We start from the raw sequence: 18,443 nt of genomic DNA, 5'->3' as shown, positions 1-18,443 counted from the left end.
ATGTAAAACTAAATGTAAAACTAAATGTAAAACTAAATGTAAAACGCTAAGTGTAAAATGCTAAACGTTAAAATACTAAATATAAAAGCTGGGATTTTTCAGGGCAGAAGTCCCGGATTTTTTCGGGATAGATTGATTTACCTGCCCGGCCCAAATAACTTTCAATGATAGGACTTTTCCTCAACGTACTGGACTTTGCGCTTCCGATACTGTTTATTATTTTTGTGGGGCTTATGGGTACCAGCGTGCTTGTGGAACTCGGCCTGATGCAGAAGGTCTCAAAATTTGTAAGCCCTATTTTTGCTTATACGAACCTGCCAGAAACCTGTGCTTCAGCTTTCGTTGTGGCAATAGGATCTGCTGTTGCTGCAAACAGTATGCTTTTTCAGGCAAAAAAGGAAAACTGCCTTAACGACAGGGAGACAGTGCTCTGTTCAATGATGAATGCAACCCCTGCATATTTTCGTGAACTCTTCACCTATCAGATTCCTATCGTGCTGCCTGCGCTCGGTCTCGTAGTAGGGGGATTTTACTCTTTTGTATTTGTGGTCACTGCAGTGTTTAAGATCCTGGTAATTGCGGTTGCAAGCAAGCTTTTTCTTAAAGGCAATTCCTGCAGAGTCCCTGAGACCCGGAGTAAGGAAAAAGTGTCTTTGAAGACCGCGTTTAAACGTGCGTTCAAAAAAGAGTTAAGGGTTTTTCTGAAGATTGCAGGAGTTTACTTTATAGCAACCACCATCATCTTTGTCCTTCAGGAGCAGGGAGCTTTTGAGATTTTCAGTGTGCTTCCCCTTGCCGAGCTTTTTAAAATACCCCCGGAGACAATTGTCCCTCTGACAAGTTACGTCGCAAGCCCTATACTCGGAATTTCACTTCTCGGTCCCATGATCCATTCAGGAGAGATAACAAATGTGCAGGCAATGATCGTGCTTATGCTTGGCAGTATGTTCATGCTCCCGATTTTTGCTATCCGCAGCCAGCTCCCAAAAAAAGTAGCTATTTTCGGGACACGCCTTGGAGTCCAGATTGTTGCGTATTCTACGGCAATAAGCATATTTGTAAGGCTTGTAATTTTGTTATTACTGCTGAGTATGGCTTCCTGAAGCACCAGGAATTGCATAAGTTCTCTAAAACAGTATAAGAACCGAGAAGAGCAGGTTGAGAATAGTACCGGGTATCCCGGGCAAAAAGAATTTTCCTGGACAGTGAAGGTCACCCGTAGCAGGGAAGTGTTTCCTGAGAAAGACTTATTCATAGGGCAATGTTTAAAAAAATATGAGAAGAGCGATTCAAAGGAAAGAAAAATATACAAAATCGAACTCAAGTTTACTTGCATAAACTTACTAAAAATATACTGAGCAAATCAGTGAACGGGGTTTTTTGGAGGAGGTTAAAATATGTTGGATTTGAATATGAGCAACAATATCTGATTTTGAGCTTTACCCGTTCACTAAATACCTCAGAGGATTAAGCCATATATAAGCGTTTTGGCACATAATTAGGATAATGCCTTTTTGTGCCATAATATAGAGAAAATCACTAAGTTTCGAGAGTTTTTATCCTGAAATGGTGAATTAAAATAATTATTAGCGCATAAATAGAGGAATCCGGGTACCTTTATAAAAATAAAACGGTCTAAGGTAGAAACAAAAGGAGTAATGAATCTCTGCCAAAGATATTTCGTAAAATGTATTTCAGTTCTAATACCAAAGGACGGTATAATCACTTAAGATTATATGGAAAAGCGACGTATAATAATTGGAATAGTATAAATTTGGATCGCATATAATGTGATGCAGGTATAACTGACACGCACATATGCGCCGATCAGATGGGGGTCTGTGCCGGATAATACTTCAGAAAGCCGGAGCTGATCACAGGCTGACAGAAAAATAAGACAGGAGAATAAAAAAGAGGGATTTGGTATGAGAGAGGGAACTTATAAAAAAATAATGGTTGCAACCGATGGTTCGGAACTCGTCAAAAAAGCGGTTGATACGGCGATTGAAATTTCCAGGCTCAGTGGAGCTAAACTTTACGCTGTATATGTGGTAGTCCCGACAACCCATTCTGCCAGGGACTTTGGCTGGGAAAAGGCTGCCATGGAGCACTTCAGGAATGAAGGAAAAGCAGCTACGCGTTTTGTGGAAGATGCCGCAAAATCTACAGGAATAGAAGTAGAATCTGTACTTCTGGAAGGACACCCCGCAGATAAAATAGTCGAATTTGCGGAACAGAATGGCATCGAAATGATTGTGATAGGAACACTCGGGAAAACCGGGCTCGACAGGTTCCTGCTCGGGAGTGTAGCTGAAAACGTGGTGAGGCATTCAAAGACACCTGTACTCGTGGTCAGAGGCGAATTCCCGAAATAAAGTAAAGTCTACATGAAAAATGCTCTTTTCATTATTTTTCAAATTTTTTATTTCGTTCTCTTTTTCGACGAGCCGCCAGACAAGCTGGTGGAGGTACCATATTTATTTTGGATTCAAAACAGACGTTTGAGATCAGGAAACAGACGTTTGAGATCAGGAAACATATTTCCCGGACCATGTGAAGGCTTTTTCTAGAATTTCTCTATAGAACCGAGGTAATTTAAAAAATGTACAAACTTGACCCGAAATTGACCCGAATGAACTGGAAATTGACCCGAAGCTGACCAGAATGAACTGAAAATTGACCCGGATACGTAAAAACCGGATCAAATTTTCAGAAAAAAAGTTGACCTCAGGAGCTTACTCCAATATTAAGTTCTTAACAACACGAGGTTAAGTTCTTAACAACAGAGCCTTTGAGGTCAAAAAACTTAGCTGCAGTAATTTAAGATATTAACTCTTATCCTATTACACTCATGCCGGAAACCCTGATTGAAGGCGTGATTATGCCTCCGACTTTCCTTACGTCAAAGCCTGCACCTGAGATGTTCTTCAGGAGTTCGAAGGCGTTGCCCGAAATCATGAGGGATTTTACAGGCTTATCCAGGGCTCCGTCCTTGATTGTAAAGGCATTTCTGGCTTCTACGGAAAAATCCCCGGAAATTGAGTTTGCAGTATGGGCACCGATAATCGTGTTTACGAAAACTCCGGAGGTAGTATTTGCAATAATATCTTCCTGCGGGTGGTCGATAACAAAGTTCCTGAGCCCTACTGAGGGAGGACTTGTATAGGAGGACCTTGAGCCGTTTCCTGTGCTTTTCACACCGGCTTTTCCTGCGGTATAGCTGTCATAGAGGTAGGTTTCAAGCACACCGTTTTCAATAACCGTGGTATGCTGTGAAGGAACACCTTCATCGTCCGAAGCCGAGGTATCTATGCCTGCTTCAACCAGCCCGTCATCGTAAATGCTCAGTTCCGGGACAGCGATTTCTTCCCCGAGCTTCCCTATCAAGCCTGACCTTCCTTTCTGCACATTGTCTGCATCAATCGAAGGAGCAAGGGCTTCTTCGAGGATGTCCGAGAAGGCAAAAGGATGAAAGATAACATCGGTTTTCTGCTGCTCTATTTTTATTCCTCCCCTGGATTTCAGGGCAAGATCGGAAGCATTTTTCCCGAGCGCAAAAAAGTCAATGTCAAGGGAACGGGAAACCGCAAAGTCATAGGCTGTAGAGGTGTCCCCGTTTACGGTTATCACATCAACAAAACCGGAAACTGCTGTGGATTCTTCTTCAATTTCGATCCCGTTTGTGTTCAGGATAAGCTGCCTGCTCTTTGAACGGGTAAAGCCGCCTGAAGTAGGGAGCGTACCTGGCATCTCTTTTGTCCCTTCAACGAGTTCTACGGCATAGCCAATGCATTCTTCAAGTTCAAGAGCCTCAATCTTTTTATCGAAGATGCCTGAGACCTGAGGGTATTTCCCGTTGGAAGGAAGGGCTACCCAGTCAGGATCATTTTCTCTAACCCTGGCTTCTGCAACTGCAATCTTTACGGCGTTCTCGAGGTCTCCTGCAAAGTTGGTGCTGGCAAAGCCCACTGCACCGTTTACAATGGCACGGATTCCCAGACCTTCCGAGAAACGGTCTTTAGCGTTTTCAAGTGAATCCTTTTTGAAATTGACGCCTGTTGAATGGTTTGCGGCGTAATAAATTTCAGCTTCTTCAGCCCCTGCTTCTTCTGCCAGTTTCAGGGCTTTTCTTGCAAGCTCGTACACTTTCAGGCACCTCCTATAAGGGCTTTTGAGATTGCAATATGAGGAGAACCATCAGATACAGGCACAAGCTGTCCGGATTTTCCACATCTTCCGGCAGTCATTTTCAGGTCATTGCCCACATGTGTTACATGGTTCAGGATCTCAAGAGTATTCCCTGAGAGGGAGACATCCCTTAAGAGCCCGGAAAGCTCTCCGTTCTTTATAAGGTACCCTTTTTCGGCATTGAACTGGAATATGCCTTCTCCGGTGTTTACCTGTCCGCCTCTTGACCCTACAAGGTACATGCCGTCCTTGACGTCCTCCAGCATCTCTTCAAATTTAGAATCACCGTTGTCAATGAAGGTATTGCTCATCCTGACAACAGGCATGGAATAGCCCTGAGCCCTGCAATTTCCGGGAGTTCCCCCGAGTTTGGCTGCGGTTTCCCTGGAGTGAAGATAGGAATTGAAAACTCCATCCCTGATTATTTCGGTCCTTTTTGATTCGGAACCTTCGGCATCAAAGGGATAATACCCGAATTCGTGCAGAGTAGGGTCATCTATCATCGTTATCAGCGGGGATGCAATCTGTTCTCCAATCCTGTTTTCAAGAATGGAATCCCCTTCAAGCACAAGGTCGGCTTCCGAAGCATGTCCTACAGCTTCGTGGGCAAATACTCCTGCAAGTTCCTGATCAAGCACTACAGGCATTTCTCCACCTTTAGGGGTTTTAGCCTTCAAGAGCTCAATTGCGGTCTTTCCTGCATTTCCGGCAAGTTCGAGGACGTTTTCTTTCTCAAAAAGCTCATAACCATACCCGAAACGGCTTTCTCTGCCTGCCTGGTAGACGCCGTTTTCCGAAGCAACGGCAGAGACTGCAAAACCGACATTCAAAAGTTCATATTCACATTCCAGACCTTCGGAACTTCGGTACTGGACTTTAAATTCGGATTCGAGATACATTACCTTTGTACTGTGAACGCCTGCAATCCTTGCATGCTCTTCAATACTCTTCAAAAGGTCTACTTTTTCTTCAATTGCAATGTCTCTCGGGTCGATCCTGACTTCAGGAAGGTCCTTTACCTCAGGAGAACTTACGGCTGCGAGTTCGACTTCTTCTTTAGGGGTGCTCGCATTCATAGAAAAAGCAAGTTTTGAGGCAGCATCGACCCCACGCTTGAGGTCGATATCCCCTTCAACAGCCGTATAACCCCAGGAACCTCCGCAGAGAGCCCTTACTCCGGCCCCCCTTGTGAAGTTTCTGGATATTTCTTCGATCTTTCCGTTATCCAGGATGACAGAAGTGGAACTGCCTTCTATCACCCTGCAGTCATAAAACTTTATGTCCTGCATAATGCCTTTCATAATTAGTTCCTGCACCCGAAGAGGTTCATGGACTGTACGGAAGCGGGTGATACTTCCGGAATATCGAAACTTAGTTTTGTAATATTTTTGAGTTTTTCGATAATTGTATTCTTTCTCGGACCCACAAGGCTGTGTTCCATTACTTCCGCAATAGAGGAAACAGGAATGATCTGGATCTTATCCCTGTATGCCTTTTCAACAAGAACATCTGCCTCATTGGCTTTTGGGATAATGACTTTCTTCATGCCGGCCCGGGCTGCAGCTTCGATCTTGTAGGTGACCCCGCCAACAGGCAGGACATCTCCCCTGACAGAAAGAGAACCCGTCATTGCGACAGTCTGGTCCACAGGGATCTTTTCAATAGCAGAGATTACGGCAGTTGCTATGGAAATCGATGCACTGTCCCCTTCCACGCCTTCATATGTCCCTACGAACTGGATGTGGACATCGTGGCGGGAAATGTCTGTGCCGGTCATGTTCTTGATCACGGCAGATACATTCTGCACCGCTTCTTTTGCAATGGTCTTGAGCTTTCCTGTTGCAATAATTCGCCCTTCGGCTCCGGAAAGAGCAGGAGTGACTTCGGATACGATGGGAAGCACGATTCCTGAATCTCCGCCCATAACTGCAAGCCCGTTGACTCTACCCACAGCAGAACCTCTCCTCATGAAGGACTCGTAGTCCCTGCGCTGTTCGAGGTAACTGTCTGCAAGCTGCTGTTCGATGGACCTTGCGATCCTCTTTGCCGCAAGCACATGCTCGGAAGTTGTGATTGGAGCCCCTTCGGAGTGGGCAATGTCTCCTGCCACACGCACAAGCCCGCCAAGGTCACGGAGCTTCAGAGTAAGGTGGCCTTTCCTGCCTGCACGCCTTCTGGCTTCCCTGATTATATCTTCTACTGCACCTTCGTCAAAGTGAGGGATGTGCCCGTCCCTGACAACTTCCTGGGCAACGAAGCGGACCAGTTTCTTCCGGTTTTCGGGACTGTCTTCCATGGAATCTCTCATGTAGACCTCGTACCCGTAGCCTTTTATCCTTGACCTGAGTGCAGGGTGCATTTTCTGTACTGCATCCAGGTTCCCTGCAGAGACCATAATGAAGTCGCAGGGTACAGGCTCGGTCTTAACAAGAGCTCCCGAGCTTCTCTCGGACTGCCCGGTAATCGGGTATTCCCTTTCCTGAAGTGCAGTCAGGAGGCTCTGCTGGGACTCAAGCCTGAGAGTATTGATTTCGTCAATGAAAAGCACCCCTTTGTGGGCTTTGTGGATGTCTCCGGCTTCTACCCTGTCGTGTGCAGGGGTCTCAAGCCCTCCGGACTGGAAGGGGTCGTGCCTGACATCCCCAAGCAGAGCTCCTGCGTGGGCTCCGGTTGCATCGATGTAGGGTGCGTGCTCCTTGTCATAATTTGAAACCGCCATTTTCGGAATCATCATTTCCTCTTTGGGAAGGAACTGGCGGGTTAACATGAGAATCATAATGCCTGCAATGATACCCCAGAGCAGCTGGGCGACGAAGTAAGAATAGATGATAATACCCAAAACAAAGAGCATCATAAGCATGTTCCGGGCCTGGGCTTTCTTTCTTGCCTCCATCTTGTGAGCCATGACAATTTCTCTGCCCTTCCCTGCAGGAACCTCTCTGATCTTGGGATTGTTAAGGTCTTCCAGGTTAGGATATACAAGGATATCCTTGAGCTCTTCTTTTGGGAGAAGTTCCGCCATTGCTTTTGCAAGCAGGGACTTTCCTGTTCCAGGAGTCCCTATCATCATGATGTGCCGTCTCTGGCTGGCAGCCTTCCTTACGACTTCCACTGCATGTTCCTGTCCCAACACCTGGTCAATAAGGAGTTTTGGGACCTCTATGTTTGAAGTGTCTTCAAACTGGAAGCCTATGTCATCTTCGTCTATTTCGTCACTTAACTCAGACTCGGCCATGACCTGAGTAGGCTCATCCTTCGTCTGGTCGGCCGCAGACGTGTCTACTTTTGGACCAGCTCTAACCACGTCAGGGGACCGTCTGTCCATGTTTGGAACAGCATCGTCCACTTCAGGGGATTGCCTGACCATATTCTCCGAAGACCCGTCTATGTTCTGATTATTATTATACACCATGGTTAGCTCACATATTAGAACGTTATTGGATAGACGTTATCTGATCGAGATTATATACTTGACGCTTTTGAAAAAACAACAAACTTAATGGTAGAATAATGGGCAAAAACGGCTGCTACAATAACATACTCCTGAAGTTACTGTAACCCCAACCGTACTTCGGCTAATTATATAAACTTGCGGTATATAAAATTAACCTGCCGTTGTATATACAGTATATAGAAACCTTTTATTATATACCATTTGCTAGCTGGACATTTGAGTCGAAAACTTGATCAGAAAATCAATTACCAAATTGATATACAAGAGGGTTTTAAGATATTTTTTACATACGTATGCTACATCCTCTATATATAATTAAACATCATCTTCAAAGGAACTTTGCGTTGAGGGGTTCATCCAGTTTCTGCAAACCGATATCGACAGCTATTTAAAAAAACAAAGGGGATTTTTATCTTATGTCCAGAAGCAAGGTAAAAAATCTTCTCCTCCTGAAGCAGATTCACAGTGCTGTAACCCAGATCAAGAAAGGCAAACTGGATAAAGCCCTCGAAACCCTGGATAAAGCTGAAAAGTCTGCAAGGCAGGCGAAATCCACAGATGCTCTTTACTATATTCTCTTTACTCGCGGAGGTATCCTCTACTCGGCAAAAGAGTATGATCAGGCCCTTGAAACCTATGAAAGAGCCCTTGAAGTAGGTTCCGAACTCCTGAAAACCGATCCGGGAAATGCCGATTACCAGCATTATATGGGCACAACCCTTAGTAATACAGGAAACCTCCTTAGAAAGAACGGAGAAAGAGACCGGGCTGCCGAATCCTATTCCTGCGCCCGCAAAATCTATTCGGACCTTATCACAAAGAACCCTGAAAATGCTGTTTTCCACTCTTATGCCGGAGAAAACCTGAATAACTACGGCTCTCTCCTCACAGAGTCCGGTTCCCTGGATACAGCCTGTGAAGTCCTTAATGAAGCAGTCGAAACCTACGAAAAACTATTTAATGAGAAGCCCGAAAACCTTGGTTATCAGGCAGAACTTTCAGTCGCGCTCAGCCAGTTAGGAAGTTGCCTCAAACAGCAGGAACCTGAAAAAGCCGAAACTGCAAAAATGAACCTTAAAAGAGCCCTCAAAATGCAGGAAAATCTGCTAGCCCAGCAGCCTGAAAACGAAAAAATCAAAGAAGCCATCACCCTGACAAGGGAAAGGCTTGAAGGGCTCTAAAGGCTTGAAGGTCTTTGATAGTGCAGAAGGTCTTTGATAGTGCAGAAGGTCTTTGATAGTGCAGTTACAGATTTATCTTACAGGTTTGCCTTACAGGTTTTTCTCAGAAAACAGCAACATGTGAACATAAAGAAGGATCATTAGTCCAACTACAATCCCCCAGATAAACTGCAAAGAAAAATATGAGTGGACGATGATCCCGAGTACAAATAAAGTTATCAGGACATTTACAAGCCTGACCTTCCGCTTCATCCTTGGGTCATGTGGGGTCCCGGCTTTCTCTTCATTTAGGTCAGACTCAATGAAATAGCGCTGTTCCTGTTGCATGAGGAAGTAAAGCCTCAGGATCAGGATATCAATGACTATGCCCCAGAGAAACTGGCCTATGTAAAAAGTATAGAAAAAGACGGCTGCAAGGAAGATACCAATGAGTATCACGTACAGTTTTTCATATTTGCTTTTTCCTGCAGCTTTGCTCATACCCCTGCCTGAACTTTTATTCCTTTTGTCTTTCTCTGCTTCCCTGTCCATGCTGACTCCCCTACCTGCATATCTCTTTTTTTAATGTCAATAAGCAGCAAAATATCCCGAAAACATGGGTTAAAGAAAGATATGGAACTTTGGACATCTATAATTAAGCTTTTAATAACATATATAGGAGTTGGGAAAAAGGCAGGGACTTGAGGAAAAAACGCAGGCTATAACACAACGTATAAAACATTAAAAGCCTTTTTTTTAATATGCCCGAAACGCCCGAGAAGCCCAAGAAATTGAGAGAGGAAGCAGTAAAAAGCTTCAACGAAACCCTGGACCTGATGCAGAAAGGAAAGTCCGAAGAAGCCCTTGAGTCTCTCCGGAAAGCCGAAAAAGCCGCACATGAAGCAAAAGAAGGAGCTATCCTGTTTCACACCTTAAAAGTAAGAGGGCAGCTGCTGCAGTCCATGGGTAGGCTTGAAGAAGCCATGGATACCTATACCTTCTCCTTAACAACCAGCTTAAAACTACTCTCAGACGACCCGGAAAACAAACTCTACATTGATACCCTCCACATGAACCTCAACAACCTTGGAAACCTCGGAAACATCTTCCAGAGGGCAGGCGACTTCCCCTCCTCCCAGCAGTGCTATGAAACTGGCATCGAAATCTCCCAGAAACAACTCGATTTTCATCCCGAAAAAGAATTCTACCGGATGTACGCCGGAAACACCCAGAACAACCTCGGAGAACTGCTTTTCACAATGGGGCAGGCAGATGAAGCAAAAGAAAAATACGAATATGCCCTCAAAAACTACGCACTCCTCCTCAAAAACTCCCCGGAAAACCCGGAATACCTCTCAGACACAGCAATGACCCTCAACAACCTCGGAACTCTCTTTTCAGAAAAAGGGCAAAAAGCAGAGGCAAAAGAAAACTTCGAAAAAGCGCTTGAGATCCTGAAAACCCTGAGCAAAAAAGACCCTGGAAACAAAAAGCTCAAGGAGGAAATCAGCCTCACGCGGAAAAGGCTCGAAGCGATTTAAATCTAAAACCTCGCAGCCTGAATAGCTGTCTGTGCCCGAATTTGCCCGCCGCCTGCGATGCGGCTCTTTCCTGTGCGAAACGATAAAAATAACTGTTTTTTTATATTTCGCCCGCGTGAGACTCGATAAATCCAACATTCCACGACGCGCAAACAGATTAAAGCCTCTTTTCTGAAAAGAAAGCGGATAAAGAACGGCCTGATGTGACGAATATGGTTGTATGGGTCAGATTATAAGTAATTCAGTCCTCTTGAGCGCAGCGAAAAGGACCTCGTGCTCCCGAAGCGAAACTCGGGTGCCGAAGCGACACTCGGGCGGGACGGGACTCGGGCGCTGAAAACTCCCGGATTCGCTTATTTTACGTGAACAGGTCGAAGATGTTCCCGAGCATGCTGCTGTCTGCCTGGTAGAATTCGGTGTATTTGCAGCGCTTGCAGGTGACATGGGTGAATTTCTTGTTCTGGATATCGAGGACTTTGCTGATGAAACCGCCTGTGGAACGGATTTCACCGGTTTCGTAGGAGTTGTTCCCGCATTTGGGGCAGATGAAATTAACATTTTTGCTCATTTTTTTAGCCTCACTCTGTTTTTTCAGGTAGTCTGAAGGATGGAATAGCTTTATTCTTGCACTATTTAATATTATTGCAAAAATTGGGAGCGAAAAGAAAAAAACCATGGGTTGTGCCGGAGAGATTGAAATTAAAGGATTTTCTGATCTTTTCTGATAAGACCATATCCGGGAAAAACAAAGAAGATGCAAGAATGAAAGGGATGATTATTGAATGAAAGGGATGATTATTATATCTTCAGATAAAAAGTTGGTCTGGACATACGGAAGATCAACCGGACTTTTTCCTTAAGGGAGCAAATCTTTGCAGGAAATAAATATATTAGAAAAGAATACCTATAAAGCGTTAGACACATGAAAATAAAAGCTATAATTACAATCGCCCTGATAATCTCGGCTGCTTTAATGGCTGCAAAAGTATCACCTGGAGTTAATATGGAGCAGTTCAGGGAAGGGAAATATATCCATATTGACAGTATGGTGATAGAATTTGATAAGACGGATGCTGATGTCCAGATAAAATATAGCCTCAGTCCCTTCGCCCAGGCTTACATGTTCCTGTTCGGGAGCAGACATCTTGAGCCTAAACTGGAGGAGATCTTTTTTGATTTTGAGAACATAGAGATCCAGAGGATAGAGAGAACCAGTGCCGTAATCCACATAAAGGATATTTCCAGACAAAATGATGAATTTTACCTGCATGATTCCAGGAAGTTAGGGATGCAGCCGGACGTACTTACCCTTGTTTACCCTGACAGGACCAGGCAAAATATCGAACATGCCAGAGCTACTCCATATATTTTTTATAGCTGAATAGTCTAAGCCCAAACTTTCCGCAGCTTTCCAAACTTTCAGTTACTTTCTTAACTACTTCCCCGCACGTTCTTCTGCAACATCTTCTGCGATCTCTTCTGAGCCATCTTCCACGCTTTATTTTTGCGATCATTCCTGCCCCTGATCGATCATCCATTCTCGCCATCTCATCTCGCCACCTCATTTATTTCTTTTAATTTATTTCCCAGGGTATTCTTCCATCCCTTACAACCCATTATCCGGATGCGGCGATTCGTCGCATACAATGGTACATATGGGACATTATGTGCTGGTTTCAGGAACATATATTTAGCAAAAGAAACCCAATTTTCTTTGATAGCAATGGGACGATTCATATTAAAATGTCTGAAATGCGGAAGAGAATACGGCCAGGAATACAGGCTAACCTGTGAGGATGACGACTCCCTTTTGCGGGCGGAATACTTTGAAAAAAGGCTTGAGCTCAGAGACCAGCCCGGGATAGGCAGATTTCATTCCTGGCTTCCGATTCAGGAAGAGCTTACTACCGAAGCCGGGCCCGTCACTTATAAAAGTGAAGCTCTTGCGCGGGAACTGGGGCTTTCAAACCTTTATATAGGGTTCAGCGGATACTGGCCCGAGAAAGGGGCTTTTATCAAAACCTGCAGTTTCAAAGAACTCGAAGCCCATCCTACGATGCAGCTTCTCAAGGAATCCGGGGGAAAAGCCATTGTCCTTGCTTCTGCAGGGAATACGGGAAGGGCATTTGCACACGCTTCGGCTCTTACAGGAACGGATGTTTATATAGTGGTTCCTGATTCAGGCATTCCGAAACTCTGGCTGCCTGAAGAACCAACCGATTCCATTCACCTTATCAGTATGACCCCGGGGAACGATTATACCGATGCTATCAACCTTGCAGGAAGAATTGCAAAACTTCCCGGCATGGTCCCTGAAGGGGGAGCCCGGAATGTTGCCCGAAGAGAAGGAATGGGCACTGTAATGCTGGACGCAGCCGTAACCATAGGAAGGATGCCTGACCACTACTTCCAGGCTGTCGGAAGCGGCACAGGAGGGATCTCAGCCTGGGAAGCTGCGCTGCGCCTAAGGGCCGACGGGCGTTTTGGCTCAAAGCTTCCAAAGCTCCAGCTTGCCCAGAACCTTCCTTTCGTCCCCATGTACAGTGCATGGCAGGCAGGAAGAAGAGAGATAATTCCCGAAATTGACATGAAAGATGCAAAGAAACAGATTGAAGAGACCTACGCCACTGTGCTTACCAACCGTGCACCTCCATATTCCGTAACAGGTGGGCTCTATGATGCACTTGTCGAGACGGACGGGATAATGTATGCAGTTACTAAAGAGGAGGCCCTTGAAGCAAAAGCGCTTTTTGAGGCCCTTGAAGGTATAGATATCCTGCCCCCATCTGCGGTTGCGGCTGCCTCCCTGTTAAAAGCCGTAGAAGCCGGAAATGTCGGAAAAGATGACACCATTCTCCTGAATATTGCAGGCGGAGGTTTCAAGCGGCTGAAGGAAGACTTCACACTTTTCCAGGTGGAACCTGAAGTTACTGTCCGGGACTCTGACGTTCCGCTTGAGGAGCTGAATATCTGAGTTCCGGTCCTGGTTTTAATCTGAGTTCTGAAAACCTGTAAGAAAAAGAGAAAAATAAGCTTAAGAGGTATTTACGTGGTAAACCCGGAAGAAGAAGAAGTAATAGCAATCATGAAAAAAACAGGTATTGACCTTGCTGCAACGCTTCCCTGTGACAGGATCAAAAATCTGCTCCCTCTGGTTTCGGAAAACTTTCCCGAGATCAAATTGACCAGGGAAGAAAGCGGGGTTGGGATCTGTGCCGGGGCCTACCTTGCAGGGGGAAAGCCCATGATGCTTATCCAGAGCACAGGGCTCGGGAATATGATCAATGTCCTTGAGTCCCTGAACGTAACATGTAAAATACCCCTGCCTATCCTGGCAAGCTGGCGCGGCGTTTACAAAGAAGCCATAGAAGCGCAGGTCCCCCTGGGAACCCACTTGCCCGGTATTCTGGAAGGTGCAGGGCTGAAATACACGATAATTGACGAAGCTGAAAAGCTTCCTTTCCTTGAAAATGTGATCAAAGACGCCTTTGAAAACTCCAGGCCCCACATAGCTCTGGTCTCTCCAAAAGTATGGGAAGCTTCGGACTGCTGTGCCTGGGAAACCCGGAAGTCCCCGGAGCTACCGAAGAAAGAAAAGATCTGCAAATTCCGCATGACACAGAAGGTTCTCGAACCCCGGATGATCCGGAAAGATGCAATCTCCGCCGTGGCAGCCGAACTGGACGGAGAAATCACCGTAACAAACCTCGGAGTCCCCTGCAAGGAACTCTACGCTGCCAGAGACAGGGACCTTAACTTTTACATGTTCGGGTCCATGGGGCTTGTCTCCTCCATCGGGCTCGGCCTTGCCCTGCGCACGGACCGGAAGGTTGTGGTCTTCGATGGGGACGGAAGCCTCCTCATGAACCCTAACGCTCTCCTGGAAATCGGGAAGGAAGCCCCGAAAAACCTGGTCATCGTAGCCCTGGACAACGGCGCCTACGGTTCTACAGGCTCCCAGGAGACCTGCGCCCTCCGCTACATTGACCTGGAAATCCTGGCAAACGCCTGCGGAATTCAGAACACGCATAAGGTCAACACGGAAGAGGAACTCGTATACGTGTACAAAGATTCTCTTAATGCCAGGCAAACATCCTTTATCCATGTGATCCTTAAGCCCGGAAACACGGCAGCTCCCAACATTCCCCTGAGCCCGGAAGAAACAACAAGACGCTTCAAAGAAGCGCTGGACTCAGAAAAGCTTTAAAAGGAAGGTTTTCTTGAAAAGAAAAGTTTTGGTGGGGTCTGATTAACTGGTTAATCTATTCCAGAGCCCCGGGGGAAAGAATCTCTCAGTTTTCTCTCCCTGCGCCGCACTGGGTCTGGGCCTGCCGTCAGCCAGATAAAAAGCGACCAACAAAACGACATCTCATTAGAGAGGGACAATAATCTGAAAAAATGTCCACGGGCTGAGAGAATATTTTTCTTTACCCCGGAGGCTGGTTTTTAATTCACGGGTAATACAAGCGCTTCCGCCAGCTTGCCTGGCGGCCCTGCAAAAAAAGAAGAAAAACAGATTTGAAAGAGAAGAGGGGAAGAGTGTTTTTTAGACAGAATCCCAAATAACATTAGATTTTGTTTGTTGCAGCACCTGCCAATTTTTCTATCGCTTTAACTATTTGCTTTTTCACATCACTCTTACTCTTTGTTTTCTCTTTTCTTTCTTATCGGAAAGACCGCTCTCCTGTGTCGAGCGTGACAGGAACGACCATATACAGTGAATGATGTTGTATGGGGCAGAAAGATCTATAATTTAAGTCCTCTTGAGCGCAGCGAAAAGGACCGCGTACCCCCGAGGCGCAATTCGGGAGGCGGAAATCCCGATATTTTATTTAACCGCCTCAGTTCGCCGCTTTACTACTATTCGCCGCTTTTAAGCTTTAATTCGGCTTAATTTTCTTAAGCCTTATTCTCTCCAGCTTATTCTCTCCACAGGTTCCTTGATCCTGAATTTTCCTGAAAGGACCTGTTCTTTAAGTTCTTCTGCGGCTTTTACCGCTCTTGCACGGTCCGACTGGCGCAGGGTTACTTTGATATCTCTGAGGCAGCCTCCGGTTGTACAGCTGACAGTACCAATGTTTGCGCTGAAGGCTTCTCCTCTGCACTTTGAGATGCAGAGCCCGCAGTTAAAGCAAAGTTCAGGGTCGTGTACAACTCCATTTTCTCCTTTGCTTACCGCACCCATAGGACATGCCTCAGCCACACAGCACACCTTGCAGTCAATGCATTTTTCGGGTTCGTATTTTACATTCAGGTCTGTGTTATCCCAGACATCCCCATAAGTGATCACGCAGAGGGGAATCCTGCCTGCAAGATCTACCAGCTTGAGCGGGATCTGGCTGTCCAGCTTAAGGATATTTTCCAGCATCCCCTGGGAAAGGACCGGGATGGGGACAGCCCATGTGTTAATGATTTCGGGGCCGGCGGAAGTTGCAAAGCCTCCCATATATTCAGGGGTCATGTCGTGCAGGTCTGCAAAACCGGCAAGGTTTGGATTATCAGGAGCACTGCGGGTGCCCTGACCCGTAACGAACCCTTCGGCTCCATTGATAAGTACTCTTGTCCCTATGCCTATGGTCTCTAGTTTGGGGTCGTTTTGAATGGGGTTTAACTCGCCGCAGCCGCAGAAGGTCATTTCCCTGAACTCGCCTTCAAAGGGCAGGGCATGGAAAATGGTTTTAATGGGCTCTTTTCCCGGATTTACGAAAGCCCGGTAATTCTTAAAAGCGTGCCTGGTTGCATAAAGCCGTGCAAAAGGCATCTCTGAAAGCCCCGTTTCAACGGAAAAGCGGTTTCCTCCGCTGGTAGTTACATCCACTGGAATCTTTTTTCCTTCCACCAGTTCCCGTAAGAGGTGCCCGCCTCCGTAGCGTGAATCTGTTTCGCTGTGTGCGGTCCCGAGTACGATGAGGTCCAGGACCCCAAGCCTTTCGTTCGGGCAGGGACCAACGACTGCCGGCACTCCGTTCAGCAGGACTTTGGAGGCTCGTACAAAAGAATCGGGTTCGGATACTTTGAAAGAGAGAACTGCATACGTTCCGCTCATAATACCGCGGGTTGCGGTAGTTACGACATCAATATCTTCTAGCCTGATTTCCTCCCCTGCCCTGACCCTTGCGCTGATTTCCTCAGCCGTAAGGACCACAGCCTCTCCAGCGTCTATTTTTGCCTGGATCTCGGGGATTGTCCGACATTTATCTGTATTGTCCGATGCTCCGTTCATGTTACCCTCAGCGAAAATATTGTATTCATCCTATTTTAGGGAGAAGGATTACCTGAGAATTAGATCCTTTTGTGGGAAGAATAACCCTGGAATTAGCGACTTCGAAGGGTAGGATAAACTCAAAATTCTTAACTTGGAATTCATCTTCATTTCTCGTTGTCTTTTTGTTCGTATGAAGCCTTCAGTTTCTGGAGAGTTATGGGTTTGCCGTGACCCGGGTAAAATGTTCTGCAGCCTGCTGCAATCAACCTCTTCCAGCTTATTAGAAGTTCGGGGATGTCATTTGCAAAAGGGGGAAAGACGCCCCAGGGCATGACATTGAAAAGAGTGTCTCCGACGAATGCGGCTTCATCTCCGATCACAAGGCTTATCGAGCCTGCAGTATGGCCAGGGGTGGAAATGACTTTTGCACCAGGGATGTATTTTCCAAGGTCATAGTCACCCCTTACCACTATATCGGGATTGACGGGCTGATATTTTGATTTAGAGACCATCAGGGTGTTTCCTATTCCCGAAATGATTTTTGAGAACCACATGGTGCCTTCTGGAAAGGGAGTCATGCCCTTTTCCAGGTATCCTTTTTCTGATGCATGGACCAGAACTTTTGCTCCACTTCGTTTTTTTATTTCGGCAAGACAACCTGTATGATCATAATGAGTGTGGGTAAGAATGACCAGAACGATATCCTTAAACATGAGATTATTTTGTTCAAGGGCAGTCTGGACATTTTTGATTTTGCCCGGGCATCCTGCATCCACAAGGAGTCCCTGACCACCTGAAATTATCAGATAGGAGTTTGAGTGCCCCATTGGGACATTAATTACAGTATAAGGCCTATCGAGTTCTGGCCTGTTGCTTCTCGACCTCTCACGAGTTAGCCGGTTGTTTTCGCTGGAAATCATTCCGAATTCTCCGGGGATTAGGGGCAAAAATATAGTATATATCCGAGCTGCAGATTGAACTGTTTTCTGAATATTGAACCTTTCTTTAGGAGCGTCTAAGGCTAATCCCTGTCAACTCTTCAATAATACGCTGTCTGACAACGTTTCTGTACATTTCAACCTATACTCTATTGTCAAGTTTTGTTCTGGAAGCTGTGAATGCTACAGAAGTCGCTTGACTTTGCTATTGGACTCTAAGTATAGGGTTCTGTAGAGAAGTTCTACAGGTAAAACTTGGAACGGTATGAGCGAGACGAGAATAAATAGTCGCTCTAGGGCAGTATAGCGTTGGTTGAAATGCCATAGATGCCTGCGAATTTATTTGTGGGAGCTGTCACTTGGTTTTTATGTATCCTATAATCTAATATATGGTTTTCATTGATCCGATATGATGAGTCATATTTTTCATGTGGAAAATGGATCTGAAGATGGCATTTGCGGAATTACATAATTACATAATTACATAAATAGAGAGGAAAAATTAGGAATTTTGCAATGCTGGTTGGAAAACCGAATCTCTTAAAAAATATTCCTCATTAGAACCCATAAGGGATAAGCGGATACAAACAATGCACAATTTTTGTCATTCGTAGGGCTGATTCAAGTAGAAAAACCCCGAACCACCCAAAACTTATATAAATGATGATGCGTACTATGGTGTTGCACGTCGGTACGAGAAACAGAAGCAATACGCATCTTAGTGGGCTCGTGGTCTAGCCGGTTATGACGTCGCCTTGACATGGCGGAGGTCCTGAGTTCGAATCTCAGCGGGCCCACTGAAATATACTCAAAACTTTCAGGAGATCTTTTCTGAAAGGTAAAAATCAAAAGCACTACATCTCTTTTAAAGATTGATTCTTAAAGAGCAATTCAGTGGTGAATAAGATCTACCTGCCCAGGTAGCTCAGTGGGAGAGCGCTGCCCTGAAGAGGCAGT

The 18,443-nt window shown here is 45.7% G+C and carries 15 protein-coding genes and 1 tRNA gene; 9 read left to right on the top strand and 7 right to left on the bottom strand.

All coding sequences use genetic code 11. From position 1 onward, the window contains the following. Nucleotides 1-164 precede the first annotated feature (164 nt). Nucleotides 165-1,103, top strand: a complete 939-nt coding sequence (locus EO92_RS14695; RefSeq protein ID WP_048172687.1) for a nucleoside recognition domain-containing protein — start codon at nt 165-167, stop codon at nt 1,101-1,103. Nucleotides 1,104-1,925: 822 nt separating this feature from the next. Then, nucleotides 1,926-2,375 carry a universal stress protein gene (locus EO92_RS14690; RefSeq protein WP_048172686.1) on the top strand — a complete coding sequence of 150 codons (450 nt, stop codon included), beginning with the start codon at nt 1,926-1,928 and terminating at the stop codon, nt 2,373-2,375. Between the two features lie 460 nt (nt 2,376-2,835). Here EO92_RS14690 and EO92_RS14685 read toward each other — a convergent pair whose 3' ends face one another. From EO92_RS14685 to lonB, 3 genes are read right to left on the bottom strand one after another with little or no spacing between them, the layout of a single operon-like run. Then, the gene (locus tag EO92_RS14685; protein ID WP_048172684.1) at nt 2,836-4,146 is read right to left on the bottom strand and encodes a TldD/PmbA family protein; all 1,311 of its coding nucleotides are present in this window, start codon (nt 4,144-4,146) and stop codon (nt 2,836-2,838) included. Between the two features lie 2 nt (nt 4,147-4,148). Then, a complete protein-coding gene (locus tag EO92_RS14680; protein ID WP_235283357.1) occupies nt 4,149-5,489 on the bottom strand; it encodes a TldD/PmbA family protein in 1,341 nt (446 codons plus the stop codon). Nucleotides 5,490-5,491: 2 nt separating this feature from the next. Continuing rightward, a complete protein-coding gene (gene lonB / locus EO92_RS14675) occupies nt 5,492-7,600 on the bottom strand; it encodes an ATP-dependent protease LonB (RefSeq protein ID WP_048172677.1) in 2,109 nt (702 codons plus the stop codon). A gap of 458 nt (nt 7,601-8,058) precedes the next feature. Here lonB and EO92_RS14670 point away from each other — a divergent pair, with 458 nt between their 5' ends. Then, nucleotides 8,059-8,823 (top strand): tetratricopeptide repeat protein, encoded by a 765-nt coding sequence (locus EO92_RS14670; RefSeq protein ID WP_048134801.1) that lies wholly within the window; start codon nt 8,059-8,061, stop codon nt 8,821-8,823. 90 nt (nt 8,824-8,913) lie between these two features. Here EO92_RS14670 and EO92_RS14665 read toward each other — a convergent pair whose 3' ends face one another. Beyond that, nucleotides 8,914-9,354, bottom strand: a complete 441-nt coding sequence (locus EO92_RS14665) for a hypothetical protein (protein WP_048172675.1) — start codon at nt 9,352-9,354, stop codon at nt 8,914-8,916. Nucleotides 9,355-9,563: 209 nt separating this feature from the next. On the opposite strand from EO92_RS14665, the gene EO92_RS14660 reads away from it, so the two are divergent. After that, a complete protein-coding gene (locus tag EO92_RS14660) occupies nt 9,564-10,343 on the top strand; it encodes a tetratricopeptide repeat protein (protein ID WP_048172672.1) in 780 nt (259 codons plus the stop codon). A gap of 358 nt (nt 10,344-10,701) precedes the next feature. Here EO92_RS14660 and EO92_RS14655 read toward each other — a convergent pair whose 3' ends face one another. Then, on the bottom strand, nt 10,702-10,911 hold the full coding sequence (locus EO92_RS14655) for a zinc ribbon domain-containing protein (protein WP_048172988.1): 210 nt from the start codon (nt 10,909-10,911) through the stop codon (nt 10,702-10,704). Nucleotides 10,912-10,994: 83 nt separating this feature from the next. Here EO92_RS14655 and EO92_RS18850 point away from each other — a divergent pair, with 83 nt between their 5' ends. The 4 genes from EO92_RS18850 to comE all read left to right on the top strand — a co-directional run bounded on the left by EO92_RS18850 (nt 10,995) and on the right by comE (nt 14,550). Beyond that, complete coding sequence (locus tag EO92_RS18850) at nt 10,995-11,129, top strand: hypothetical protein (RefSeq protein ID WP_255350353.1); 135 nt, start codon at nt 10,995-10,997, stop codon at nt 11,127-11,129. Nucleotides 11,130-11,265: 136 nt separating this feature from the next. Further along, nucleotides 11,266-11,724 carry a hypothetical protein gene (locus tag EO92_RS14650; protein ID WP_048134805.1) on the top strand — a complete coding sequence of 153 codons (459 nt, stop codon included), beginning with the start codon at nt 11,266-11,268 and terminating at the stop codon, nt 11,722-11,724. A 342-nt stretch (nt 11,725-12,066) separates the two neighbouring features. Next, nucleotides 12,067-13,317 (top strand): cysteate synthase, encoded by a 1,251-nt coding sequence (locus EO92_RS14645; protein WP_048172985.1) that lies wholly within the window; start codon nt 12,067-12,069, stop codon nt 13,315-13,317. A 69-nt stretch (nt 13,318-13,386) separates the two neighbouring features. Next, entirely contained in the window at nt 13,387-14,550 is a 1,164-nt protein-coding gene (gene comE / locus EO92_RS14640; protein ID WP_082108189.1) for a sulfopyruvate decarboxylase subunit beta, read from the top strand. A 699-nt stretch (nt 14,551-15,249) separates the two neighbouring features. Here the strand turns inward: comE and EO92_RS14635 are convergent. Beyond that, nucleotides 15,250-16,566, bottom strand: a complete 1,317-nt coding sequence (locus EO92_RS14635) for a methanogenesis marker 16 metalloprotein (RefSeq protein WP_048172670.1) — start codon at nt 16,564-16,566, stop codon at nt 15,250-15,252. A 146-nt stretch (nt 16,567-16,712) separates the two neighbouring features. After that, nucleotides 16,713-17,468 (bottom strand): MBL fold metallo-hydrolase, encoded by a 756-nt coding sequence (locus tag EO92_RS14630; RefSeq protein WP_235283355.1) that lies wholly within the window; start codon nt 17,466-17,468, stop codon nt 16,713-16,715. A gap of 741 nt (nt 17,469-18,209) precedes the next feature. On the opposite strand from EO92_RS14630, the gene EO92_RS14625 reads away from it, so the two are divergent. After that, a tRNA-Val gene (locus tag EO92_RS14625) sits at nt 18,210-18,283 on the top strand. Nucleotides 18,284-18,443 lie beyond the last annotated feature (160 nt).

This window comes from Methanosarcina sp. 2.H.A.1B.4, assembly GCF_000979385.1.
GTDB lineage: Archaea > Halobacteriota > Methanosarcinia > Methanosarcinales > Methanosarcinaceae > Methanosarcina.
The sequence above is the reverse complement of the archived record's forward strand: the minus strand, read 5'-3'. Positions and strand labels throughout refer to the sequence as shown.